The 22,511-nt window shown below is 63.7% G+C and carries 20 protein-coding genes; 6 read left to right on the top strand and 14 right to left on the bottom strand.

Features of this window, described 5'->3' with window-relative positions; translation table 11 throughout:
• Positions 1-186: 186 nt before the first annotated feature.
• The 3 genes from ACVOLZ_RS19635 to ACVOLZ_RS19645 all read right to left on the bottom strand — a co-directional run bounded on the left by ACVOLZ_RS19635 (position 187) and on the right by ACVOLZ_RS19645 (position 3,943).
• On the bottom strand, positions 187-759 hold the full coding sequence (locus ACVOLZ_RS19635; RefSeq protein ID WP_481517593.1) for an OmpO family porin: 573 nt from the start codon (positions 757-759) through the stop codon (positions 187-189).
• Positions 760-970: 211 nt separating this feature from the next.
• Positions 971-1,444 carry a Cu(I)-responsive transcriptional regulator gene (cueR, locus tag ACVOLZ_RS19640; protein WP_481517594.1) on the bottom strand — a complete coding sequence of 158 codons (474 nt, stop codon included), beginning with the start codon at positions 1,442-1,444 and terminating at the stop codon, positions 971-973.
• Between the two features lie 6 nt (positions 1,445-1,450).
• On the bottom strand, positions 1,451-3,943 hold the full coding sequence (locus ACVOLZ_RS19645; protein ID WP_481517595.1) for a heavy metal translocating P-type ATPase: 2,493 nt from the start codon (positions 3,941-3,943) through the stop codon (positions 1,451-1,453).
• A gap of 131 nt (positions 3,944-4,074) precedes the next feature.
• Between ACVOLZ_RS19645 and ACVOLZ_RS19650 the strand changes: the two genes are divergently transcribed.
• The gene (locus ACVOLZ_RS19650; RefSeq protein ID WP_481517596.1) at positions 4,075-4,263 is read left to right on the top strand and encodes a heavy-metal-associated domain-containing protein; all 189 of its coding nucleotides are present in this window, start codon (positions 4,075-4,077) and stop codon (positions 4,261-4,263) included.
• Positions 4,264-4,391: 128 nt separating this feature from the next.
• Here ACVOLZ_RS19650 and ACVOLZ_RS19655 read toward each other — a convergent pair whose 3' ends face one another.
• Positions 4,392-4,796, bottom strand: coding sequence for a hypothetical protein (locus tag ACVOLZ_RS19655; protein WP_481517597.1), 405 nt, complete (start codon positions 4,794-4,796; stop codon positions 4,392-4,394).
• A 130-nt stretch (positions 4,797-4,926) separates the two neighbouring features.
• Here ACVOLZ_RS19655 and ACVOLZ_RS19660 point away from each other — a divergent pair, with 130 nt between their 5' ends.
• On the top strand, positions 4,927-5,316 hold the full coding sequence (locus ACVOLZ_RS19660) for a DUF6165 family protein (RefSeq protein ID WP_481517598.1): 390 nt from the start codon (positions 4,927-4,929) through the stop codon (positions 5,314-5,316).
• Positions 5,317-5,783: 467 nt separating this feature from the next.
• Here the strand turns inward: ACVOLZ_RS19660 and ACVOLZ_RS19665 are convergent, their stop codons facing one another.
• Positions 5,784-6,800, bottom strand: coding sequence for a hypothetical protein (locus ACVOLZ_RS19665; RefSeq protein ID WP_481517599.1), 1,017 nt, complete (start codon positions 6,798-6,800; stop codon positions 5,784-5,786).
• Positions 6,801-7,453: 653 nt separating this feature from the next.
• Between ACVOLZ_RS19665 and ACVOLZ_RS19670 the strand changes: the two genes are divergently transcribed.
• Positions 7,454-7,813 carry a DUF1428 domain-containing protein gene (locus ACVOLZ_RS19670; protein ID WP_481517600.1) on the top strand — a complete coding sequence of 120 codons (360 nt, stop codon included), beginning with the start codon at positions 7,454-7,456 and terminating at the stop codon, positions 7,811-7,813.
• Positions 7,814-8,075: 262 nt separating this feature from the next.
• On the opposite strand, the gene ACVOLZ_RS19675 is transcribed toward ACVOLZ_RS19670, so the two are convergent.
• Both ACVOLZ_RS19675 and ACVOLZ_RS19680 read right to left on the bottom strand, forming a co-directional pair.
• Positions 8,076-9,275: a TFIIB-type zinc ribbon-containing protein gene (locus ACVOLZ_RS19675; protein ID WP_481517601.1), complete on the bottom strand. Its 1,200-nt coding sequence runs from the start codon at positions 9,273-9,275 to the stop codon at positions 8,076-8,078.
• Complete coding sequence (locus tag ACVOLZ_RS19680) at positions 9,275-10,351, bottom strand: SPFH domain-containing protein (RefSeq protein WP_481517602.1); 1,077 nt, start codon at positions 10,349-10,351, stop codon at positions 9,275-9,277. The genes ACVOLZ_RS19675 and ACVOLZ_RS19680 overlap by 1 nt, the downstream gene beginning before the upstream one ends.
• A gap of 119 nt (positions 10,352-10,470) precedes the next feature.
• Between ACVOLZ_RS19680 and ACVOLZ_RS19685 the strand changes: the two genes are divergently transcribed.
• The gene (locus tag ACVOLZ_RS19685; protein ID WP_481517603.1) at positions 10,471-12,828 is read left to right on the top strand and encodes a membrane-bound PQQ-dependent dehydrogenase, glucose/quinate/shikimate family; all 2,358 of its coding nucleotides are present in this window, start codon (positions 10,471-10,473) and stop codon (positions 12,826-12,828) included.
• A 169-nt stretch (positions 12,829-12,997) separates the two neighbouring features.
• Here ACVOLZ_RS19685 and bioD read toward each other — a convergent pair whose 3' ends face one another.
• The 3 genes from bioD to ACVOLZ_RS19700 are packed head-to-tail and all read right to left on the bottom strand — an operon-like array spanning position 12,998 to position 15,550.
• Entirely contained in the window at positions 12,998-13,648 is a 651-nt protein-coding gene (bioD, locus tag ACVOLZ_RS19690; RefSeq protein ID WP_481517604.1) for a dethiobiotin synthase, read from the bottom strand.
• Positions 13,645-14,937: an adenosylmethionine--8-amino-7-oxononanoate transaminase gene (bioA, locus tag ACVOLZ_RS19695; RefSeq protein WP_481517605.1), complete on the bottom strand. Its 1,293-nt coding sequence runs from the start codon at positions 14,935-14,937 to the stop codon at positions 13,645-13,647. Before bioA ends, bioD begins: the two co-directional genes overlap by 4 nt.
• A gap of 49 nt (positions 14,938-14,986) precedes the next feature.
• Positions 14,987-15,550, bottom strand: a complete 564-nt coding sequence (locus ACVOLZ_RS19700) for a M23 family metallopeptidase (RefSeq protein ID WP_481517606.1) — start codon at positions 15,548-15,550, stop codon at positions 14,987-14,989.
• Positions 15,551-15,740: 190 nt separating this feature from the next.
• Between ACVOLZ_RS19700 and bchE the strand changes: the two genes are divergently transcribed.
• Positions 15,741-17,318 (top strand): magnesium-protoporphyrin IX monomethyl ester anaerobic oxidative cyclase, encoded by a 1,578-nt coding sequence (bchE, locus tag ACVOLZ_RS19705; RefSeq protein WP_481517607.1) that lies wholly within the window; start codon positions 15,741-15,743, stop codon positions 17,316-17,318.
• 270 nt (positions 17,319-17,588) lie between these two features.
• On the opposite strand, the gene ACVOLZ_RS19710 is transcribed toward bchE, so the two are convergent.
• Both ACVOLZ_RS19710 and ACVOLZ_RS19715 read right to left on the bottom strand, forming a co-directional pair.
• Entirely contained in the window at positions 17,589-18,284 is a 696-nt protein-coding gene (locus ACVOLZ_RS19710; protein WP_481517608.1) for a TorF family putative porin, read from the bottom strand.
• 133 nt (positions 18,285-18,417) lie between these two features.
• The gene (locus ACVOLZ_RS19715) at positions 18,418-19,209 is read right to left on the bottom strand and encodes a hypothetical protein (RefSeq protein ID WP_481517609.1); all 792 of its coding nucleotides are present in this window, start codon (positions 19,207-19,209) and stop codon (positions 18,418-18,420) included.
• A gap of 179 nt (positions 19,210-19,388) precedes the next feature.
• Between ACVOLZ_RS19715 and ACVOLZ_RS19720 the strand changes: the two genes are divergently transcribed.
• Entirely contained in the window at positions 19,389-20,360 is a 972-nt protein-coding gene (locus ACVOLZ_RS19720) for an HPP family protein (RefSeq protein WP_481517610.1), read from the top strand.
• 56 nt (positions 20,361-20,416) lie between these two features.
• On the opposite strand, the gene ACVOLZ_RS19725 is transcribed toward ACVOLZ_RS19720, so the two are convergent.
• Both ACVOLZ_RS19725 and ACVOLZ_RS19730 read right to left on the bottom strand, forming a co-directional pair.
• A complete protein-coding gene (locus tag ACVOLZ_RS19725; protein WP_481517611.1) occupies positions 20,417-21,076 on the bottom strand; it encodes a glutathione S-transferase family protein in 660 nt (219 codons plus the stop codon).
• A gap of 92 nt (positions 21,077-21,168) precedes the next feature.
• Positions 21,169-22,308 carry an alpha/beta fold hydrolase gene (locus tag ACVOLZ_RS19730; RefSeq protein ID WP_481517612.1) on the bottom strand — a complete coding sequence of 380 codons (1,140 nt, stop codon included), beginning with the start codon at positions 22,306-22,308 and terminating at the stop codon, positions 21,169-21,171.
• Positions 22,309-22,511 lie beyond the last annotated feature (203 nt).

Consider the following 22,511-nt stretch of genomic DNA (forward strand, 5'->3'; position numbering starts at 1 on the left):
GGCGGGAGAGGGGCTAGTACACTTCGAGCGCGAGCAATGCGAGCCCCTCTCCCGCCTGCGGGAGAGGGGTTGGGGTGAGGGGAAGCTTCTAGCGCGGGATCTCAAACCCAAGCATTCGGCAAAAAGAAAAGGCCCGGCATAAGCCGGGCCTCCCTTCGCTACATGACGCCAAAGCGCCAGTGCGTCTTACCAGCTGAAGCGCGGACCCACGGTCCACTGCTTGTCACCGTCACCGGTCATCTTGATGTCGCCATTGATGCCCCAGTTCTGGTTCAACTTCACCTGGCCACCAAGACGGCCGTAGAAATCGCCGTCCGGGTTGAAGCCGTGCTTCTTGCTGAAGTCTTCGTAGCCAGCCATGGCATACACCTCGGCGTGCTTGCCGAATGCGGTACGGATGCCGGCTTCAGCGCTGTAGCCTTCGAAGTCCAGATCGATGTGCTTCGGGTCGAACTTTTCGTAAGCCACGCGAGCAACGAAATCGGTGGACGGCGCGATTTCCTTGTTGAAGCCAGCGCCAACGCGCCACTGGTCGATATCAACATTGGTACGCGAGATTTCCTGACGGGTGTATTCGCCAAAAGCGTGGAAGTTCGGCAGGAACGCGTAGGAGCCCTTTACACCCCAGCCTTCAGCCTTGCCGTCGGCCGAGGTCTTGGCGTAGTCGGCTTCCGCATAGTTGTAGGACAGGCCGTCAGCAGCCGAAGCGGCGAACGGGAGGGCGGCAACCAGCGCCAGGGCAATCAACGAAGTCTTCATGGGGGTACTACCTCTGCATTACTGAGCTTGATGGCACGACAGCAAACAGCTGTCTGCGTCCGGATGTAAGTTTTCCGTTAGACGCCCCAACAAACCCTGAAACCAGCCGCGCAATAAAACAGCGATTTTAGGCTTTTATTCAGCCTGTTTCTGGCACGCGCGCAGCGCGCGCACCTCGCATTTTGTTCATTTATGCAAATTCACGCTGCAATCAGCGCGAGCGCTTTCCTGCGCTGATACCACCAAAGGTGGTCGGCAATGCTTCGCCGTGCAGTGGCACGCCGGTCTCGATATCACGCAGGATCGGGCAATCCGGGCGGTCATCGCCTGCACAGCAGTTGGCCAGCGCCTGCACGGTCTGCACCATGCCCTGCAGCTCGGCGATGCGTTGCTGCAGTATCTGCACGTGCTCCAGCGCCATGCGCTTGACGTCGCCGCTGTGGCGCGAGCGGTCACGCCACAGCTCCAGCAGTTCGCCGATGCGCTCCACGCTGAAACCCATGTCGCGCGAGCGCTTGATGAAGCCCAGGGTGTGGATATCGCGCGGTGCATACAGGCGATAGCCAGCGTCGGTACGTGCCACCGGCCCGATCAGGCCGATGTCCTCGTAGTAGCGAATCATTTTGGCGGAGATGCCGGAGGCCTTGGCGGCCTGGCCGATGTTCATGCCCTCTTCCATCGTCATCACTCCTCAGGCTTCCATCTGTGGGGCGCGGAAGCGCTTCAGGCGCAGCGCATTGCCAAGTACGAACACCGATGACAAGGCCATCGCACCGGCCGCAAACACCGGCGACAACAGGATGCCCCAGACCGGATACAACACACCGGCCGCGACCGGGATCAGGGCGGCGTTGTAGACGAAGGCCCAGAACAGGTTCTGGCGGATATTGCCCATCGTTGCCTTGCTCAGCGCGATGGCATTGGGCACGCCCTGCAGGCTGCCAGACATCAGCACCACATCGGCTGCCTCGATCGCCACGTCAGTACCGGTGCCGATCGCCAGGCCAACATCGGCCTCGGCCAAGGCAGGTGCGTCGTTGATGCCATCGCCCACATAGGCCAGGCGACCGTGCTCAGCCTTGAGCCGACGTACCGCATCGACCTTGCCTTCCGGCAGCACTTCGGCAACCACTTCATCGATGCCGAGCTGGCGCGCGATGGCTTCAGCGGTGCGACGGTTGTCGCCAGTGATCATCGCTACCTTCAGGCCCAGCGTATGCAGGCTGGCGATGGCGGCGCGGGTATCGGACTTGATCGGGTCAGAGACCGCGATGATCGCCGCCAGGCGGCCATCCAGCGCTGCGTACAGCGGACTCTTGCCCTCTTCGCCCAGACGCTGCGCCTCGGCTGCGAACGCGGTCACGTCCAGGCCAAGTTTGTGCATGAAGCGATCAGCGCCAACTTCCACGCGCACGCCGTCCACATTTGCACGCACGCCGTAGCCGGTCACCGATTCGAAGGCATCCACCGCCGGCAATTGCAGGTTTTCCTGCTGCGCGGCGGTGACGATGGCGCGGGCGATCGGATGTTCCGAACGGTCCTCCACCGCCGCCACGCGTGCCAGCACTTCGCTGCGCTGGAAGCCTTCGGCCAGCTGAAGATCGGTCAACAGCGGACGGCCTTCGGTCAGCGTACCGGTCTTGTCCACCGCCACTACCTGCGCTTCCTTCAACAGCTGCAGCGCCTCGCCCTTGCGGAACAGCACGCCCAGCTCGGCGCCACGGCCGGTACCGACCATGATCGACGTCGGCGTCGCCAAGCCCATCGCACACGGGCAGGCAATGATCAGCACTGCCACCGCGTTGACCAGGCCGAAGGTCAGCGCCGGATCCGGGCCGAAGATCAGCCATACCGCGAAGGTCAGCAGCGCCAGACCCATCACGATCGGCACGAACACCAGGGTAATGCGATCAACCAGCGCCTGGATCGGCAACTTGGCGCTCTGCGCCTGTTCCACCAGACGAATGATCTGCGCCAGCACCGTTGCCCCGCCGACGGCGGTGGCGCGCACACCGAGTGCGCCGGTCTGGTTGACGGTGCCGCCAATGACGCTGCTGCCCGGCGCCTTCTGCACCGGCACCGGTTCGCCGCTGATCATCGATTCATCGACATAGCTGTCGCCGTCGACAACCTCGCCATCCACCGCGATGCGCTCGCCCGGACGGACTTCAATCACATCGCCGCTGTTGATCTGTTCCAGCGGCAGCTCAACCACGCTGCCATCGCGCCGCACGCGTGCAGTCTTGGCCTGCAGCTTGAGCAGGCGCTTGATCGCCTCGGAGGTGCGGCCCTTGGCCTTGGCTTCCAGCACGCGGCCGAGCAGGATCAACGTAACGATTACCGCAGCGGCTTCGTAATACACGTTGACCGTACCGGCCGGCAGCAGCCTGGGCAGGAAGGTCGCCACCAGCGAATAGCCATAGGCCGCCAACGTGCCGACCGCGACCAGCGAGTTCATGTCCGGAGCGGCGCGCAGCAGGGCCGGGATGCCCTTCTGGTAGAAGCGGCGGCCCGGGAACACCAGCACCAGCGTGGCCAGCACGAACTGCAGCAGCCAGCTGTTCTGGGTGCCGATCGTGCCAGCGATGAAGTGATGGAAGGCAGGCACCAGATGCCCGCCCATTTCCAGCAGGAATACCGGCAGGCTCAGCGCTGCGGCTATCCACAGATCACGGGTGAGCACGCGCAGATCGTCGGCATGGCGTTGTGCCTGCTGATCCTCATTGCTGCCGGCGCTGCCGACCACGCTGGCCGTGTAACCGGCCTTCTCGATCGCCGCCAGCAGGGCGGCCGGATCGGCTGTGCCTTGCACGCTGGCGCGCTCGGTGGCGAGATTGACGCTGGCCGACTGCACGCCCGGCACCGCCTTCAGCGCGCGCTCTACGCGGCCTACGCAGGAAGCGCAGGTCATGCCTTCAATCAGCAATTCCTGGGCGGCGGGGGCGGTAACCTCGTAGCCGGCCTTGAGTATCGCCTGCACCAGCGCCTCGCGCGGCACGTTGCCGTCGGTCTGCACGCTGGCGCGTTCAGTGGCCAGATTGACGCTGGCCTGGCTGACCCCGGGGATGGCCTTCAGCGCACGCTCGACCCGGCCCACGCAGGAGGCGCAGGTCATGCCTTCGATCATCAGATCTTCGGTGGCAGGGCCGGATTTCTGCTTGCCCGGACTGGCGATGCTGCTCATCGGCACGTCTCCATTTCTATTGTTGGAGGCACCTTAAAGCTTCCAACGATGGGAGGGTCAAGCGTTCTTTATCGCTTGACCTTGCCATGATGGCAAGCTTCATGCTCACCGCACCCCAACGGAGAAACCCCATGAAATTGCATATCGAAGGTATGACCTGCGGCGGCTGCGCACGCAGCGTGACGGCCGCCATCAAGGATGTGGACCCGGCCGCCACGGTCGACATCGACCTGCCCGGCAGGAACGTGAAGATCGAATCCAGCCAGCCGGTGGAAAGCTTCACCAAGGCGCTTGAAGAAGCGGGCTTCCCGGCGAAGTAATGGTTGTCTGTAGGAGCGGCGTAAGCCGCGAAGCTGGTAGAACAACAGTTCGCGGCATTCCGGGACAATCATGGATTGTCAGCTTCGCGGCTGGCGCCGCTCCTACAATCCAACCATCTCAGCCCCTCTCAGCGCGCGCGTTTCCATACCTCACGCTCAACCCGGCGCTCGCCGTCCCAGCGCTCCAGCGTCCACACATCGCCTTCCAGGGTGTAGCGGAAGCTGTAGCTGCCGCCGTTCTCCAGCGGATACGACGCCATCAACGGCGTTTCAACGTACTGCCCGTCGCCGCTGCGATAGGTGCCAGAGCCGCCGGCCCAGAACTTGCCATCGCTGGTGGTGGTGAAGGCGAAACGGCCATCAGCCAATATCTTGGTGCCAGCCAGCTTCTGGCTGGCGTAGTCCACGACCGTCCCTTCCGGGTTGATGAATTCCCCCGATTGCAGTTGCCAGGCGCCCTGCAGGCCCTCGGTGCCGTGCGCGCTGACAGCGCCCAGCATGAATACAGCGGTGGCAAAAGAACGCAGCAGCATCGGCAAGTCCTGATCGGGATGGGCCCGCATTGTGCGCATCGCCGCTGCCCGAGCGCCAATACCGGTTCATTGGCAACCTTTGGCAGAGCGCTATCATTGCCGAATTACAACAAGCAACGGCAGCCACAACGTGCAGACCCTACTCACCCCGGTATCGATTGGCGAACTGATCGACAAGATCACCATCCTCGAAATCAAGGCCGAGCGCATTACGGATACCGCCAAGCTGGCCAACGTGCGCACCGAGCTGCAGGGCCTGTGGCCGCTGTGGCTGTCGCAGCAGGAAGCACGCCCGTCGTTGACCGCGCTCAAGGATCAGCTCAAGGCCATCAACGAGCGCATGTGGGAAATCCAGGACCGCCTGCGCGAGAAAGAGGCCGCACAGGATTTCGGCGCGGAGTTCATCACCTTGGCGCGCGGTGTGTATGGCACCAACGGCGAGCGCATCGTGGTCAAGAACGAGATCAACCGTGTTGCCGGTTCGGCACTGGTTGAAGAGAAGCAGTACCAAGGCGAGTAAGCCACTGAGCCCCCTCCCTTTCGCGTAGCGAAGGGGAGGGTTGGGGAGGGGTGCTCTTGGCGGCAACCGCAAAGCTTCAAGCAAAAGCCAACCCCCTCCCAACCTCCCCCTTGGCTACGCCAAAGGGGAGGAGCAAAGCGCTCCCTGCCGCGCGAGCAGCCACGCTCCCTCCCTTTCGCGTAGCGAAGGGGAGGGTTGGGGAGGGGGGCTTTCAGCGGCAAACATAAAGCTTCAAGCAAAGGCCTACCCCCTCCCAGCCCCCCCCTTGGCTTCGCCAAAGGGGAGGAGCAAAGCGCTCCCTGCCGCGCAAGCAGCCAAGCCCCTCCCTTTCGCGTAGCGAAGGGGAGGGTTGGGGAAGGGTGCTTTCAGCAGCCAACACAAAGCTTCAAGCAAAAGCCAATCCCCTCCCAACCTCCCCCTTGGCTACGCCAAAGGGGAGGGGCAAAGGCAGGCTCAGCGCAGCACACTCAGAACGCTATCTGCGCCCACAAGCCGGCTTCATGGCTTTCCAGCGACTTCTTCGCCGTTTCCTGCTTCAGCTGCTTGGCCACCGCAGCCAATCGCAGGTGCTTGTTCGGTTTCCACTCCACGCCGACCAGGTGATAACGCTCGCGGGTGCGCGGATCGATGTCCAGGCTCATCCGGGTCTCTTCGTGGCGGGTGAGCAGCGCGTACTGCGGGCTCAGCTGGTAGCTGCCCCACACCGACCAGCCACACTGGTCATCGCTGCCCGGCTTGACCACCCGGGTCCAGTCCTCGGCACGGAAGTACTGCGCGCCGATCCGGCCACGCTCGCCTACCCAGCTGGCCATCGCATTCCAACGCTGCGCGGTGTGCTGCCGCGGCATGTCGCCAGCATCCAGCGCGCGGGTGCCGCGATAGCCACCCAGGGCCAGCTCAACGCCCTTGGCCGGTGCCCAGCCTACCCGCGCCTCGACGTCCGGGCGATTGCCCAGGCGCGGCTTCTGGTAACCACCACCGGTGACCACGGAAGCGGCGTAGGTGAAGTCGCCACGGGTGTACTGGCCATGCACGCCGTAATCGGCCGCATTGCCCATCTTGCTGCGGGTAATCAAGGCACCATCGACATAGCGATAGCCATCACGCGCCGACTCCTGCTGGATCCACGGCAGCGGCGCATTGCCCAGCCGTAGCCAGTTGCCCTTGCCGAAGCTGCGCTGCAGGTAGGCATGGCGCAGCCACACGTCGGTGGGATCGCTGTTGCGCAGCCACTGCACATCGGTGGTGACCTGCGCCGTCCAGTGCTGGTTGAAACGGTGATCGACGGTGATGAAGGTGCGCTTCAGATCCAGCGCCAAGCCCTCATCGTCAGTGACCACGCCATCACGATCCAGCTGGCTGGCGTTGACGAAGATCTGCGCAGAGACCTTGGTTGCCGGCGCGGCGTCCTGTGCCCAGGCCACAGCCGGCAGGCAGAGTGCCGCCAACGCGGCGGCCAGTGCATTACGGGAAACAAACTGCATCACTACTCTCCTGGTGCCAGCCAACGCTGGCGGTATGCGATCTTTCGGGTATGTCATTGGCCTGCGGCGTTCCTGCGTGGCTGGCGGGGCAGCAGACAACCTCGCCTGACGCAGCCGGTTCGCCCAACACCTCTGCGCTCACGGCGGCTGCTGGCGCAAAAGCAATCGCGCGATCTGATCAACGAAGGATGCCTTTTGCCGCGCGCGGCAGCTTGCCGACGCCGCCATTGAACGAGCCGTCTCCCCATAGCGGCAGCGATGGACATTCATTGAACCCTCTCTTGCCGCCCTGCCCGCTTGTGCCACAACGGCCGAAACGGCATGACGTTGCCTGCCTTTTCGGCTGGCAACGCCTTCCAGCGTAGCCCGCAAAACCGTTCTGCCCAGCCCGTTCATGTTCCCTGCCTTACCCGAAGCAAGGCCATTGTCGGCAGGCCGACGCCAGCCGACCCTGATCAATATCAATGCCGTGGGCTATCCGTAGCCAATCAGCTGTGCGCCAGGCCACATAACCGTGCTTCCGCTGCATGCCGGTTCGGTACCCAACGAAGTTTTTGCAGGGCCGAAACATTGCCCGGCGCAGAATCGACGTTGCTCATTACCGCTGTTTCACTGAAGGCGGCCGCAGGCCGCCCTACCCGACGAGGCCCGCCATGTCTTACGTTGATGGTTTCCTGGCTGCCGTACCGCAGGCCAACAAAGCCAGGTTCATTGAACACGCACATATCGCCGATGCCCTGTTCATCGAGTTCGGTGCCTTGCGGGTGACCGAATGCTGGTCCGACGATGTGCCACACGGAACGCTGACCGACTTCTACCGCGCCGTGCAGGCCAAGGACGATGAAGCCGTGGTGTTCTCCTGGATAGAGTGGCCGGACAAGGCCACCCGTGACATCGGCATGCGCAAGATGATGGAAGACCCACGCATGGACCCGGCCACCAATCCGATGCCATTCGACGGCAAGCGCCTGGTCTATGGCGGCTTCATGCCGGTGCTGCATCTGGGCGATTAGACGAGCAGTGCAGCTCTGCAACGCGGGTAAGCGCAGCAACTTGTCGGACAGATGAGACTTGCAGGAGTGGCCTAGCGTGATCGCAGCGCTTTTGTGGGAGCTGCGTAAGCCGCGAAGCTGATAGCGCTGGAGCAATCAGCATCTGTGCCAACTGATGATCTACCGGCTTCGCGGCTTACGCCGCTCCTACAACAATCAGAGGCCGGAACGCCCGGTTGTTACAGCCCTGGCTAGATGAGCGAGGACAGCAGCAACCGCGTCGTTACTGCGCCATTCCCAGCACGTACATCAGCACCAGCAACGCGAGCACACCGGCCAGTACCGCAAAGAAAATCTTCCACGCACTGTAAGGACGCTCACCGGCCAGTTGCCCGGTATAGCCATTGGCCAGCACCTGGTAGCTGCGCGAACCATAGGTGTAGCTGACCAGCCACACCGGCACCAGGATGTGCTTGAAGGTGCGCTTGCTGTAGGTGGCCTGCACCTGCAGGTTGCGCTGGGTATCGCCGGGCACTTGCTCGGAACACAGCGCACGTGTCTGCGCCTGCATCTGTTCCTCACCCTGCTGCGCGGCCTGGCGCAGATCCACCTGGTAACGCTCCACCGTCCAGCCACGCACGAACTCGGGCGAATACGGCTTCAGATCCGTGGTGGTCGGGAACTGGCCGATCTTGGCCAGCAGTTCCGGATGCACACCTACCGTGCCCGGCACCAGCTCATCGTCGAAGAAATGCTGCAGTGAACCGGATGCCGGTTCCCAGCGCACACGCCGTTCCTGGCGAGTCTGCGTATTGCCCTTGGAATCGCGGTAGCTGACGGTGACGTAGTAGTAGTGACCGGCCTCGGCAGTCCAACGCGCGGCCACCTGCGCGTCGAACGTCCAGTACGGCAGGTACATGCCCTTGAGCGTATCGGTCAACGCCGCGCGCTTGAGCTTGCTCGGCGCAAACCAGCGCGTGCCATACCACTTGCGGATGATGTCGCGGACCTGGCCGTCGCTGATCTTGAACGGCAGCACGCTCTGCGGGGTGATCGCATCGCCCAGCGACTCGTGGTCGATGATCGACGGCGAACCGCAGAACTCGCAGCGGTCGGCCACCTTGCCATCGACGAACACCGAGATCGCATGACAGCTCTGGCATTGCACCTCGCGCGGCTGGGCGCCATAGCCGCGTTGCTCGGCCGGAGTGGCGGCCATGCTCTGCAGCATGCCGACCACACCGCCCTTTGGCTGCGGCGGCAACGGCGGCGGCATGGCCGTCTCATCCTGCAGCCGCTTCAATGCCGCCAGCAGGTCCTGCTCGACCACGCCAGCACTGCCATCGCCCACGCCCATGGCCGCCTCCGACAGCGGCACGATGGTGCCGCAGTAGGGACAGGCCAGGGCTTGCTTGCCGGCATTCCATTGCAGATCCCCGCCGCATTCCGGGCAGGGATGTTTGCCAACTGTTGCGTTGTTCATCAGCCGCGCAGGAACTCTTCCAGTGCCGAGCGGGCAATGCGGGTGGCATTGCCGATCTTGCGTGCCTTCAGGTCACCTGCAGCAATCGAGGCCATCACGTCCTCGACCGATACCGACAAGGCCTGCGCCGCCTGTTCGGGAGTGAGCACGTCCAGCGCCACGGCATCACCGGCAGCCGGCAACGGCGGCGGCACCGCAGCGCCCGGCACCACCGGCGCACCGGTCTGCATGTTGCGCATCATTTCCTGCGCCATGCCGAAGCCCATCGCCATCTGTGCCGGCACCGCAGCGGCGGCGGCACCTTCGCCACCCTCGCCCATGCCGTGGCCCATCTGGTACTTCACGTAGTCGTTGAGGTTGCCGATCACGCCCATGCTGGAGCGCTTGTCGATGGCCTGTTCCACTTCCGGCGGCACCGACACGTTTTCCAGGATGAAGCTGGTGATCTCGATGCCGTACTTGCTGGTCATGGCCGGGTTGATGATCGGCAGCAAGGCCTCACCCAACTCGGAATAACGCGAGGCCACATCCAGCGCCGGCACGCCGGCCTTGGCCAAGGCCTCGGTGAACACGCTGACGACGCGCGAACGCATGGTGTCGGCGAACTCATCCAGGCGGAAATTCTGGTCGGTACCGGCCACTTCCTTGAGGAACTTGGGCGGGTCGACGATGCGGAAATCGTAGGTGCCGAACGCACGCAGACGGACCACGCCGAAATCGGCGTCGCGCATCATCACCGGGTTGGAGGTACCCCACTTGTTGCCGGTGAACAGACGCGTATTGAGGTAATAGACGTCGCACTTGAACGGCGATTCAAAGCCGTACTTCCAGCCCAGGATGGTCGACAGCACCGGGATGTTCTGCGTGCTCAGCGTGTGCTTGCCCGGGCCGAACAGATCGGCGTACTGGCCAGCGGCGACGAACTGCACCATCTGCGACTCGCGCACGATCAGCTGCGCGCCGTTCTTGATCTGGCGGTCATCGTCCGGCCAGCGGTAGGACAGCGTGTCACGCGAGTCATCGGTCCACTCGATGATCTCGATCAGTTCCTTCTTGATGAAATCCAGAATGCTCATGCTCAGTCCCCAGTCGACAAGGCTCCGATTCTACGGCGGGAATGTTAAGAACGCGCGTGACGCCATGCAGACATGCCGTGGCGCAGCATGGCCGCAACTTCTGCAGCTGCGGGAACGCCATGCGTGTTCTGACCCTGTTGTTGACGAGCCTGTTCGGGCTGGCTCTGGCGGTGGGCGGCGCCTGGTTGCTGGCCCTGCAGGGCAGTCCGTTCTACCTGCTCAGCGGCCTGCTGCTGTTGGCCGTGGCCTGGGGCCTGTGGCGACACCGGCGCTGGCCGACCTGGCTGTACGCCGGCTGGTTGCTGGTGCTGCTGGGCTGGTCGCTATGGGAGGCCGGCCTGTACTGGTGGCCGCTGGCCACCCGCCTGGGCGTACCGGCCCTGCTTGGCCTGCTGATGGCCTTGCCGGCCTCGCGCCGTTCCAGCCCGCGCGGCTACACCGGCCCGGCTGGCTGGCCGGTGCTGCTGGCCTCGCTGGGCGTGGCCGCGGTTGCCTTCGCTGGCATTCCGCGGCACCTGCATGAGATCGATGGCCGCCTGCCGATGGATATCGTCAACGCCACCCCGGCCCTGGGCGACAGCGCGCAGCCGGACGGCGAATGGCAGGCCTACGGCCGCAGTAGCTACGGCCAGCGCTACTCGCCACTAGCGCAGATCACCCCGGCCAATGTCGGCCAGCTGCAACTTGCCTGGCAGATGCAGACCGGCGACGTGCGGTTGCCGCAGGACGTGGGCGAGACCACCTTCGAAGTTACCCCGCTGAAGATCGGCAACACGCTGTATCTGTGCACGCCGCACAGCCTGGCGTTCGCGCTGGATGCGGACAGCGGCAAGGTGCTGTGGAAGTTTGATCCGGGTGCCGGCATGGAGCCGCAGCGACAACACCAGACCTGCCGCGGGCTGTCGTATTACACCGAAGCTGTTACCACTCCCGTAGCTGCGGCAGGCGCGCCAACAACGGCGCACACCTGCAGCAGCCGCGTGTTTCTGCCCAGTGCCGATGCCAAGCTACATGCGCTGGACGCGCAGACTGGCGAGCACTGCAGCGACTTCGGCAACAACGGTGTGCTCGACCTGCTGCACAACATGCCGTTCAAACAGGCCGGTTACTACTACTCGACCTCGCCGCCGCTGATTGCCGGCGGCAAGGTCATCGTCGCCGGTGCGGTCAATGACGACTATGCGATCAACTCGCCGTCCGGGGTGATACGCGCCTATGACGTGCACAGCGGCCAGCTGCTTTGGAACTGGGATTCGGGCAACCCCACCCAGACCACACCGTTGGACCCGAACAACCCCAACCAGGTCTACACGCCCAGCTCACCCAACAGCTGGTCGGTGGCCAGCGCCGACGAAGCACTGGGGCTGGCCTACTTCCCGATGGGCAACCGCACTCCCGACCAACTCGGCATGTACCGCAGCCCAGCTGAAGAAACCTATGCGTCATCGGTAGTGGCCCTGGACATCGCCAGTGGCCAGGTCCGTTGGGTGCAGCAGTTCGTGCACCACGACCTGTGGGACATGGATACCCCCGCGCAACCGGTACTGCTGGATCTGGACCTGCCGCAACGCCGCGTACCGGCACTGGTGCAGCCGACCAAACAGGGCGACGTGTACGTGCTCGACCGCCGCGACGGCAAGCCCTTGCTGCCAATCAGCCAACGCACCGCACCGCAGTACGTGGACATTCCCGGCCAATTCGCCGCGCCCACGCAGCCCGCGTCCGCGTTGAGTTTCGAGCCCAAACCACTACGTGAAGCCGATATGTGGGGCGCAAGCCTGATCGACCAGATGCTGTGCCGCATCCAGTACCGGCAGCTGCGCTACGACGGCCGCTACACGCCGCCAACGCTGCAGGGCAGCCTGATCTATCCGGGCAACTTCGGCACCTTCAACTGGGGCAGCGTGGCGGTGGACCCGCAGCGACAGGTGATGTTCGGCATGCCCACCTATCTGGCATTCGTCTCCAAGCTGGTGCCCAAGCATGAGACCAGCGGCCGCGAGATGAACAAGGGCGAGCATGGCTTGAATGAAAACAAAGGCGCCGACTACGCCGTGGAAATGACGCCCTTCATGTCACCCATTGGTGTGCCCTGCCAGGTACCGCCGTGGGGCACGGTTGCCGCCGCCGATCTGCGCACCGGCAAGATCGCCTACCAGCACCGCAACGGCACCATCCGCGATCTGTCACCGCTGCCCTTGCCAATCCGCATCGGCGTACCTGGCATTGGCGGGCCGATGCTGACCGCAACCGGCGTGGCCTTCATGAGCGCGGCCACCGACGACAACTTCCGCGCCTATGACCTGGCCAGCGGCAAAGTGCTGTGGGATGTGCGTATTCCAGCCGGCGGCCAAGCCACGCCGATGACTTACCTCAACAGCCAGGGCGAGCAGATGGTGCTGCTGGTGGCTGGCGGTCACGGCTCGACCGGGACCAAGGCTGGCGATTATGTGCTGGCTTACAAGTTGAAGAAGTAGCGATCCAAGCGGCTGAAGCAGGAGCAGGAGCACCCCTCCCCAACCCTCCCCTTGCCTACGGCAAAGGGAGGGAGCGCAAGCAACAGCCGCAGCACTGCACGATCAGCTCCCTCCCTTGCGCAACGCGCAGGGGAGGGTTGGGGAGGGGTGCCTTTCGCAAGGACCCAAATCAGCCCAGATCAATCCTCGGCACGTCATACCAGACCGCATCCGGGAACCGCTTCAACACCCAATCACGAATAAACCCGCGGCTATCGGCAGCAATCAGCTCATCACTACTGTCATCACGACTGTTCCAGGCAACGCCATGCAAGGCGATCCCACGCGCGGCAATCGCCTCCAAGGACAACAAGGTGTGGTTGATCGAACCCAAGCGCCCGGAGGTCACCAGCAACACCGGCCAGCCCTTTTCGGCTACGTAATCAATTGTCAGCAGCTGCTCGGTCAGCGGCACCATCAAACCACCGGCACCTTCGATCAGCACAGTCTCGTAGCGTTCGCACAGGCGCGCGGTAGCGGCTTCGATTGCAGACAGATCCAGTGCACGCTGCTCCAAACGTGCAGCCAGATGCGGTGATGCCGGATAGGCAAACAAGGCCGGCATCGTGGTGCCGTCGCGGTCCTCATCAAACAAACCAGTGCCCATGATGCGCCGGTGCAGCAGGATGTCGTCGGACGCACCCACGCAACCGGTCTGCACCAGCTTCTGGGTGATCACGTCCTCGCCCTGCGCCGCCCATTGCTGCGCCAGCCAACCGGTGACAACCGTCTTGCCGATCTCGGTATCGATGCCACTGACAAATACGATCTTGGTGCTCATGCGCGCATATCCTCTTCCTGCAGGCTGGCCACCAGCGCGACCATGGCCTCACACAACTGCTGCAGCTGTGCATCGTCGATTACAAACGGCGGCATCACATAGACCAGCCGACCGAATGGTCGGATCCAGATACCGTGGTCCAGCATCCGCTGCTGGATGCGTTCCAGACGCAGCGATGCCTTCAATTCGATCACGCCGATCGCCCCAAGCACGCGCACATCGGCCACCTGCTGCAGAGCACGCGCAGGAGCCAGACTCTCTTCAAGACGACGCTCGATCGCCGCCACCCTGCCCTGCCAGTCCTGCGACAGCAGCAGCTGCACCGAGGCCAGCGCCACCGCGCAGGCCAACGGATTGGCCATGAAGGTCGGGCCGTGCATGAACACGCCCGGCTCGGCGCTGGCGATCACGTCGGCTATCTCACGCGTGCACAGCGTGGCCGCCAGCGTCATGTAGCCGCCAGTCAGTGCCTTGCCGATGCACAGGATGTCGGGACTGATGCCCGCGTGCTCACAGGCAAACAATCGCCCACTGCGACCGAAGCCGGTGGCGATCTCATCGCAGATCAGCAGCACGTCATGCTCGCGGCACAAGCGCGCAAGCTCGCGCAGGTACTGCGGATGGTAGAAGCGCATGCCACCCGCGCCCTGCACCACCGGTTCGATGATGAAGGCAGCCAACTCATCCGCGCTTTCGGCAAACAGCTGCGCAAGCGGCGCGATATCGACGGGGTTCCAATCGTCACCGAAGCGTGTCTGCGGCGCGGGTACGAAACGGCGCGTCGGCAGTGACGTACCGAACAAACCATGCATGCCGGTGACCGGATCGCATACCGACATCGCGTTCCAGGTATCACCGTGATAGCCCGAACGCGTTGTGCCGATATTGCACTTGCCGGGCTTGCCGCGCGCCACCTGGTACTGGATCGCCATCTTCAGCGCTACTTCCACCGACACCGAGCCGGAGTCCGCATAGAAGATCGCGTCCAGCCCTTTGGGTACGATCTGCAGCAGCTGCTTGCCCAGCGCGATGGCCGGTTCGTGGGTGAGTCCACCGAACATCACATGCGACATGCGGCCCAGCTGGTCAACCACCGCCTGGTTCAGCTGCGGGTGGTTGTAACCGTGAATGGCGCACCACCACGAGGCCATGCCATCGATCAGCTGGGTGCCATCTTCCAGCTGAAGCAGTACGCCATCGGCGCGGGCAACCTTGAGCACAGGCACCGGGCTGCCGAGGGCGCTGTAGGGGTGCCACAGGTGTTCACGGTCGAATTGATCAATCAGCATCGTTCAGCACAGACCACGCCGCGGGAAGGCGGCTTGCAGGGGGCGTACCTTACCGCTTGCGCGGCTGCCCTGCATGCATCAGCGGCAGCGGATCAAAGGGGCCATCGCCACCGTAGATGCCGTAATGCAGGTGCGGCGGCGTACCGCGCGCGTTGCCGCTGTCACCCACGAAGCCCAGCACATCGCCGGCCTGCACGATGCGCCCATAGGCCAGCCCCGGCGTCCAATCCTGCAGATGGGCGTAGTAGTGCCGCTGCCCGGCGGGCCCGATCACCCATACCTGGCGCCCGCCCAAGCCGCTGTCGCGTACCGCTGCCACCACGCCCTGGGTGGCGGCGACAACCGGTGTGCCGCGCTTGGCGAAGATATCCACACCGTGATGCTTGCGGTCACGGCCGCGTGGCGCGCCAAAGGTATCTGCGATCTGCCGCGGCTTGATGCCCTGCACGGGTACGACGATCTCGGTTGGTGCCGGCAAGCGTGAAAGCTTCCAGCCTTCGCGGGCGACAACCGCAAACGGTTGCTGCCATGCCCATAGACCAGCTAGCGCCAGCACGAACAGCACAGCTGCGCGCCACAACCAGCGCTTTGGATTCCGTCGCAGTTGGTTCACCAGTTCCTCCCAGTCCAATTGCTGCTTGAGTGGCGCAGAAACTAGCAGCAAATCAACTGTTGGTTCTATTGCATCAGCGCTCCGTTTTGCCACCGTTCCGGCACTTCTCACTCGCTTCACAATCAGCCCATCCGGCACACACACGCGCGGCGTATTCCTGCTGCTGTCCGGACTTCCGCCAGTCAACGCCATGCACAAACTCCGCATTCTGCTGATCAATCCCCCGCATACCGCGATCGGCAGCCGCATTCCGCGCGAGCACCTTCCACCGCTTGGCTTGTTGAGCATCGGCGGCCCACTCCTGGATGCCGGCCACGAGGTACGTCTGCTGGATGCGGATATCGGGCCAATGCCCTTCGACAGGATTCTGCGCGAAACGGCCGGATATGCACCGGATGTGGTGATGATGGGCCACTCCGGTTCCAGCTCGGCGCATCCGACCGTGGTCCGCATCGCCACCGCGCTCAAGCAGCAACTGCCCAACCTGTGGATCGTCTACGGCGGCGTGTTCCCGACCTATCACTGGCAGGACATCCTGCTGCAGTGCCCTGCCATCGACTGCATAGTCCGTGGCGAGGGCGAGCACACCATCGTGCGGTTGATGCATGCACGTGCGATGGCCAGCGATCTGCGCCAGGTTGCTGGCATCGCGCTGCGGGTGGACAAGCTGCCAGTGGCAACCGCCGACGCAGTGATGATCACCGAGCTGGATCAGCAGCGCGTTGGATGGGAACTGATCGACCATGATCACTACTCCTACTGGGGCGGACGCAAGGCGGTTGTGGTGCAGTTTTCGCGCGGCTGCCCCTACCTCTGTAGCTACTGCGGGCAGCGTGGCTTCTGGACCCGCTGGCGCCACCGCGACCCGGTGCTGCTTGCGGCAGAGCTGGCAAGGCTGCACCGCGAGAACGGCGTGCAGGTGATCAACTTCGCCGATGAGCTCCCTACAGGCTCTCGGCGTGCGTGGAAGCGCTTTCTGGAAGCACTGATTGCCGAAGACGTCGGTTTGACCCTGGTGGGCTCCACCCGCGCAGGTGACATCGTGCGCGATGCCGACATCCTGCATCTGTACAAGCAGGCCGGCGTCATCCGCTTCCTGCTGGGGATAGAGAGCTACGAAGCGGCCACCTTGGCGAAGATCCGCAAGGGTGCGGACATTGATGAGGACCGCCACGCCATCCAGCTGCTGCGCCAACACGGGATCCTGTCGATGGCGACCTATGTGGTGGGCTTCGAGCAGGAGACCGATCGCGACTACTGGAACAGCCTGCGTCACCTCCTACGCTACGACCCGGACCAGATCCAGCTGCTCTACGTCACCCCGCACCGCTGGACGCCGTACTTCAATGATGTGGCCGAGCGGCGGATCATCGACAACGACCAGCGCAACTGGGACTACAAGCATCAGGTACTGGAAACACAGGGCGTGCCGCCTTGGCGGGTATTCCTATGGTTCAAAGTGATAGAAGCAGTGATGCAGCTGCGGCCAAAGGCACTTTGGCGGGTGCTGATGCACCCCGACCCGGAAGTACGCTACGGCATGCGCTGGTATACGCGCATGGGCCGCCGGGTCTGGCCGCATGAGGTGCTCGGCTTCCTGCGCAATGTGCTGCGCATGCGCCCGAGCGTGACCGTGGCGGATTTCTGGGGCGGGCAGGCGCAGCTTCCCGAAGATGCGCTGGCAAAACCACAACGGGCAGCGCGTGCACCTATCTCGCTTCAGATTGTCAGTACCGAAGCGGTAGCAGGTAACGCCACTCGCGACTGACGCCGCTCCCACGGGGACACCACGCCCCAGCGGGAACGACGTCAGTCTCGAAGCTCACACACGATCAGGTCGCAGGCCAACTGGTGGCCTACGATTCCCGGCTTCGCGGCTTACGCCGCTCCCACAACAACAGCGATGGCTCTTGCAGGAGCGACGTAAGTCGCGAAGCTCGCACACCAGAAGATCTCAGATTGCCCGATCGCTCCTTGGTGTCGGCTTCGCGGCTGACGCCGCTCCTACAAAAGCGCCCTTCCCGCAGGGCAGCGATTGTCAGAACGATGCCTGCACCGCGGCTTCCCAACGGGTTCCAGCTGCTTTCTCACCAAACAGATCGCGTGCGTTCCGATCTGTGAAATGCCCACTAAGGCGCAGCTCAATCGGCGCTGTCACCGCCCAGATCGCGCTGACCTGACCATGCGCGTAGCCGCCACCCGCCGCATCCTGCAGCTGATACCAGCCAGCAGCGCCTTCCAGACGCAGCTGTGGAGAAAGCGGCAACCGCGCGCCCAGCTGGGTATACAAACCATCCTGGGTGGTACCCAGCGCCTCCGGCGACCAGCCCAGCGACAGCCAGTAGTTCTCCTTCCAGGTCAGCGTGGTATTGAGCTCGGTCCAGTTCAAGTCGACCGTCGTGGCCGGGTAACGGTAATGCAGCAGGTTGGCATCCAGCGCCCAGTCGTCGGCCAGCTTGCCGTTCCAGCCGACAATGAAGTCCAGCTCGCTGCTGGCGTGCGTCTCCGGGGCGAACTCAACGCTGGAGCCCCACACGGAGGCGTACACCCCGCTGTCTCCGAAGACGCGGAAGCCGGCCTGCACGGCGGCATCGCCTTGACTCTGGGTGGAGCCGCGCCAGACATAGTCGCTGGTCAGGGCAGCGCTGCCGCTGGTGTCGATGGCCAGTGCATTCGTGCTGGCGGTGAGGGCAATAAGTGCGGCGAAGTACAACGAAGAACGTGAGCGTTTCATGGGTTTTCCGAAAGCGGCCGCGCGAGCTGCGCGGCGATGCGGAATTGTTCACGCAGCCCCCATAAACCGACGATGGCGATGAGCCGAGGTCCGCATCAAATCTGCGTAAAACCATCCTCCACGCTGCAATGGATCAGTCCTGCCGGGTGAACACCTGTGGCGTCGCGCCCGCCGGCATCGGCTCGGCGAAGGCAGGCTTTATCTCCATCGGCGCCCAGTCGCTCTCACAGTGGGTGAATTGCCATTGGCTGGGTTTGAAGCGTGCCGCTGCACCATCCGGCTCGCCGGTCAGGAACTCCGCCTGGATGTCATAGTCGATCAACGGTGCGTTGAACCAGGCGTTCTCACCGGCCTTGCAATCGATGAAAGGACGCGAGTGATCGACTACCCAGTCGCCGCTCTCTGGATCGGAGTGATACACCGGGCTGATGCGTTGATCAGCAGTCAGCCGCATGCGCCCGGGTGACGCCTCCATTGCATCAATCCAAAGGCCAGCCAGCTGCACCGGCACTGGAAACTGCAGTGCGTCCAAGCCACGCAATCCGAGTGGCCGCTGTGGCTCACCGTTGTCGAATACGTCATAGCGGTTTACCAGCGTGCCCTTGGGCACGTTGAACTCACCGTATTGGAAATCACGCTGCAGAACGAACTGCGCGCGACTGCCCCGCTGCCACTTCTCAACGTCGAACTCCAGCTTGAACTGAATCAGCTTGAAGACCAGTACGCCTACCCACACCGTCACCAGCAGTACGAAAGCAGTGCTGATCCGCGTCTTCCAGTCGAAGAAATTGCCCCAGCCACCTTGCCCGTGCCGATGGAAATACCAGGCCTGCACAAGCAAGCCAATCGCCACCGCGGCGCCGACCAGCGGCAACACAAACACCAGCAACAGGAACGGCCAGGAGATCAACGGTCCAAAAATCATCACGCAACTGAACAGACGGGAGGCCGCTGCATCCTACCTCCTTGGCGGCCCGTAGCCTGCAAACACGGCATGACGACCAAACAAATCCGCATCAGCAATCTACCAATGAGCTCATCTGGACTCATGTGCAGCCTTGGAAACCCGGCAAAATAGCGATCCCTCGTCCATCAACCACCATGATGTCCAGCAGCAAGCCCCTGCATCCTCTGCGCAGCTGGTTGAGCATCGAGCGCAACCAGACCAGCCATGGCGAAAAGTGGATCTCGGCACTGGGCGCACTGATCGGCATCAGCGTGGTCTACCAGATCACCCATTGGTGCTTCCCGGGCGGCTTCAACCATGCCGGTGGCGCGATCCTGCTGGCGTCGATGGGGGCCAGCGCCGTGCTGGTGTTTGCCGTGCCACATGGAGCTCTGTCGCAGCCGTGGGCGGTGATTGCCGGCCATCTTGTGTCCGCCTTCATCGGCGTCAGCTGCCAGCTGATGTTCCCCGAGCAGGCCTGGACCGGCGCGCTGGCGGTGGGGCTGGCGGTGGGCGCGATGCACTACCTGCGCTGCATCCACCCACCGGGCGGCGCTACCGCGCTTGCGGCGGTAATTGGTGGCAGCGATGTGCACGCGCTGGGCTACCAGTACCTGCTCACTCCGGTAGCGATCAACGTCGCCGCCATCCTGTTGGCCGGGGTCGCGTTCAACGCCTGCTTCGCGTGGCGTCGCTACCCGGTGCACCTGCATCGGCGTCGCCAGCAGACCGTGGCCGTGCCGTCGGCGCAACGCGACGTCGACCTGACCCAGGAAGACTTTCACGCCGCCATCGGCCAGCTCAACTCCTTCGTCGATATCACCGACGAGAGCCTTACCGAGTTGCTGGAGCTGGCCAAGCAGAACGCCGAGCGCGACGCCCTGCACCCGGAGCTGATCGAGCCCGGCCGTTGCTACAGCAACGGCCGTTTGGGCCGGGCCTGGAGCGTGCGCCGGGTGTCGGTGACGCCAGCGCTGTCCGGCCCCGCCGCCGACCGCCTGGTGTACGCCGTGGTTGCCGGTGACGGCATTGGCGATATCGGCCATGCCAGCGCCGCGGAGCTGCGCCAATGGGCGCGCTTCGAAGTGTCGCTGCACGACGGTGGGCGCTGGGCCAAGCTCGGTAGCTGATACAGGCAGCCAGCTGCAGTTGACAGCTGAGCGAGCATCCACACTGCTACAAGCGCTCAATCACGATCGGGCGCTCCCAAGGGGAATAGATGGCGGTAGCTGCGCGCCTCTTCCACCGCACGCGCGAAGGATGGCCGCTGCAACAAACGCTGGCGGTAGTCGAGCAACAGCGGGTAGTCGTCGCTGATGCGGTGTGTCCAGTCGGCGTAGAACAGCGACGGGGCCGCCGCGCAGTCGGCCAGCGAGAACCTGTCACCCACTGCCCATTGCCGACCCGGCAACTGGCTCTCCAACCAGGCGTAAGCCAGTTCCAGCTTCTGCACTGCAAACACGCGGGTCTCGTCGCGTTTGCCATCGTCGCCACTCAAGGCACCGGCTACCGCATGCTGTACCGGGCTCATCACATGCAGGTCGAAGAAGCGGTCATGGAAGCGCACGTCCAGTGCCTGCAGCGGATCTTCGGGTAACAGCCGCAGCGGCCCGGCATGCTTGAGCTGCAGGTACTCGATGATGATGCTGGTCTCCACAACGCCGCGGTCGCCATCGAGCAGCAGCGGAAACTTGCCCAGCGGCCAATGCTGCAGCCATTGGCCTATGTGTTCAGGCGTGTCTGGCCCGAGCTGGCGGAATTCGAAGTTGATGTCGTTTTCATACAGCGCGATCAGCACCTTCTGCGTATACGAGGAAAACGGATGACCGTAGAGCAGCAGCGACATGGCGAAACCTCCGTGATCGAAACCGCAGCGTGATGTCACGCTGCCATGACAAACCGTTCAACCTATGCGACCGATGAACCCTGATCCTTCCTCTAGCCGCTACCAGTACTGGCCTTCATCGCCAAACCACAGTCGCTGGTTGCCGGCTGCCCACTGAAGCGCGCCGCGATCCAGGCGATGGCCTTATCCGCCGAGACAATCGCGGTAGTGGCATGGCCGGTATCCGGCAGCCGCAGGTAGCCTGCAACCGCCCCACGCTTGCAGCTCTGCTCGAAAAACGCCTGCGTCACCGGCGTTGCAATCAAGCCGTCAGCATCGGACTGCACCAGCAGCAGCGGTGCGCTGCCAGCTGGCAGCGCGGTGATGGAATTGCGTGCCATCAACCCGTCCCAAGGCGCACGCCGGCTCAGATCCAAACTACCCAGCCGCGCACGCAGGCGAACCAGGCGGACCAGCGCGGCGGCAGAGAACGGATCGCCTTCGCAACCACTGGTGGCGCGGTCAATCACACCCTGCGTGGTCTTGTTGGCGATGGTGGACAGATCAGCACCGTAGACCTTTGACCAGCTGCGCACGGTAAATGCAGTCAACAGGCCACGAACGGTGGCGTCGGCGTGCTGCATGTTCGCCACCAGATCGGTGGGCGGTGATACCGCGACCACGCCCTTCAATTGCAGGTCCGGCGCATAGGCGCGCACCCGCTGCGCTGTGAACAGCGCCGCATGCCCGCCCTGCGAATGCCCCCACACCGCGAAGCTGCGGCCGGCACCAACTGCAGCCAGCGTGGTCGCTGCACGCACCGAATCCAGTACTGCTGCAGCGGTAGCATCGCCGGCCAGATACGCATGCGGTCCGCGCGTGCCCAGCCCCGGATAGTCACTGGCCACCACCACCCAACCACGCGCCAGCATGTCGGCCAGCCCGGGGATCTGGTCCAGTGTGCGGATGGGGGTACAGGCGGCATCGATGCCTACCGTGCCGTGCGCCCATGCCACTACCTCGCGCCCTGCCGCTGGACTGACGCCCACGGGGGCGACCAGCACGCCGGTGGATTGGGTGGGATGACCGTTGACGTCGGTGGTCTCGTAACGGATGCGCCAAGCCTTGGCGCCGCCGGGGGCACCGTCGGTTGGCGTGGCCTCCAACAACTTGCCAGGCGCCGCCCACACGGGCGCGCACCCCAATAGCAGCCACGTGACCAACAACAGACAGCGCACTACGGCGATCTTCATGCTTGGCAGTCCCTGGCTCCCGGTTGCGCTGATGCTAGCTCAAAGCGGGGCTGGCTTTGCTGGCAACCTGCCCGGACGGCGGGTGGCCCGGCTTTTGTAGGAGCGGGGGGGGGCGGGCCGCCCGCCGCGCCGCCCCCCCCCCCCGACACACCAGAAGGGGGGGGGCGGCGCTCGGCGGGGGGGGGGGGGGCCGGCCGCGCCCA

The organism is Stenotrophomonas sp. STEN020 (genome assembly GCF_056760195.1).

Bases quoted from the DNA above. Each gene is read 5' to 3' on its own strand.
- ACVOLZ_RS19635 (WP_481517593.1), bottom strand. From the start codon at position 759: ATGAAGACTTCGTTGATTGCCCTGGCGCTGGTTGCCGCCCTCCCGTTC.
- cueR (WP_481517594.1), bottom strand. From the start codon at position 1,444: ATGACGATGGAAGAGGGCATGAACATCGGCCAGGCCGCCAAGGCCTCC.
- ACVOLZ_RS19645 (WP_481517595.1), bottom strand. From the start codon at position 3,943: ATGAGCAGCATCGCCAGTCCGGGCAAGCAGAAATCCGGCCCTGCCACC.
- ACVOLZ_RS19650 (WP_481517596.1), top strand. From the start codon at position 4,075: ATGAAATTGCATATCGAAGGTATGACCTGCGGCGGCTGCGCACGCAGC.
- ACVOLZ_RS19655 (WP_481517597.1), bottom strand. From the start codon at position 4,796: ATGCTGCTGCGTTCTTTTGCCACCGCTGTATTCATGCTGGGCGCTGTC.
- ACVOLZ_RS19665 (WP_481517599.1), bottom strand. From the start codon at position 6,800: ATGCAGTTTGTTTCCCGTAATGCACTGGCCGCCGCGTTGGCGGCACTC.
- ACVOLZ_RS19670 (WP_481517600.1), top strand. From the start codon at position 7,454: ATGTCTTACGTTGATGGTTTCCTGGCTGCCGTACCGCAGGCCAACAAA.
- ACVOLZ_RS19675 (WP_481517601.1), bottom strand. From the start codon at position 9,275: ATGAACAACGCAACAGTTGGCAAACATCCCTGCCCGGAATGCGGCGGG.
- ACVOLZ_RS19680 (WP_481517602.1), bottom strand. From the start codon at position 10,351: ATGAGCATTCTGGATTTCATCAAGAAGGAACTGATCGAGATCATCGAG.
- ACVOLZ_RS19685 (WP_481517603.1), top strand. From the start codon at position 10,471: ATGCGTGTTCTGACCCTGTTGTTGACGAGCCTGTTCGGGCTGGCTCTG.
- bioD (WP_481517604.1), bottom strand. From the start codon at position 13,648: ATGAGCACCAAGATCGTATTTGTCAGTGGCATCGATACCGAGATCGGC.
- bioA (WP_481517605.1), bottom strand. From the start codon at position 14,937: ATGCTGATTGATCAATTCGACCGTGAACACCTGTGGCACCCCTACAGC.
- bchE (WP_481517607.1), top strand. From the start codon at position 15,741: ATGCACAAACTCCGCATTCTGCTGATCAATCCCCCGCATACCGCGATC.
- ACVOLZ_RS19710 (WP_481517608.1), bottom strand. From the start codon at position 18,284: ATGAAACGCTCACGTTCTTCGTTGTACTTCGCCGCACTTATTGCCCTC.
- ACVOLZ_RS19715 (WP_481517609.1), bottom strand. From the start codon at position 19,209: ATGATTTTTGGACCGTTGATCTCCTGGCCGTTCCTGTTGCTGGTGTTT.
- ACVOLZ_RS19720 (WP_481517610.1), top strand. From the start codon at position 19,389: ATGTCCAGCAGCAAGCCCCTGCATCCTCTGCGCAGCTGGTTGAGCATC.
- ACVOLZ_RS19725 (WP_481517611.1), bottom strand. From the start codon at position 21,076: ATGTCGCTGCTGCTCTACGGTCATCCGTTTTCCTCGTATACGCAGAAG.
- ACVOLZ_RS19730 (WP_481517612.1), bottom strand. From the start codon at position 22,308: ATGAAGATCGCCGTAGTGCGCTGTCTGTTGTTGGTCACGTGGCTGCTA.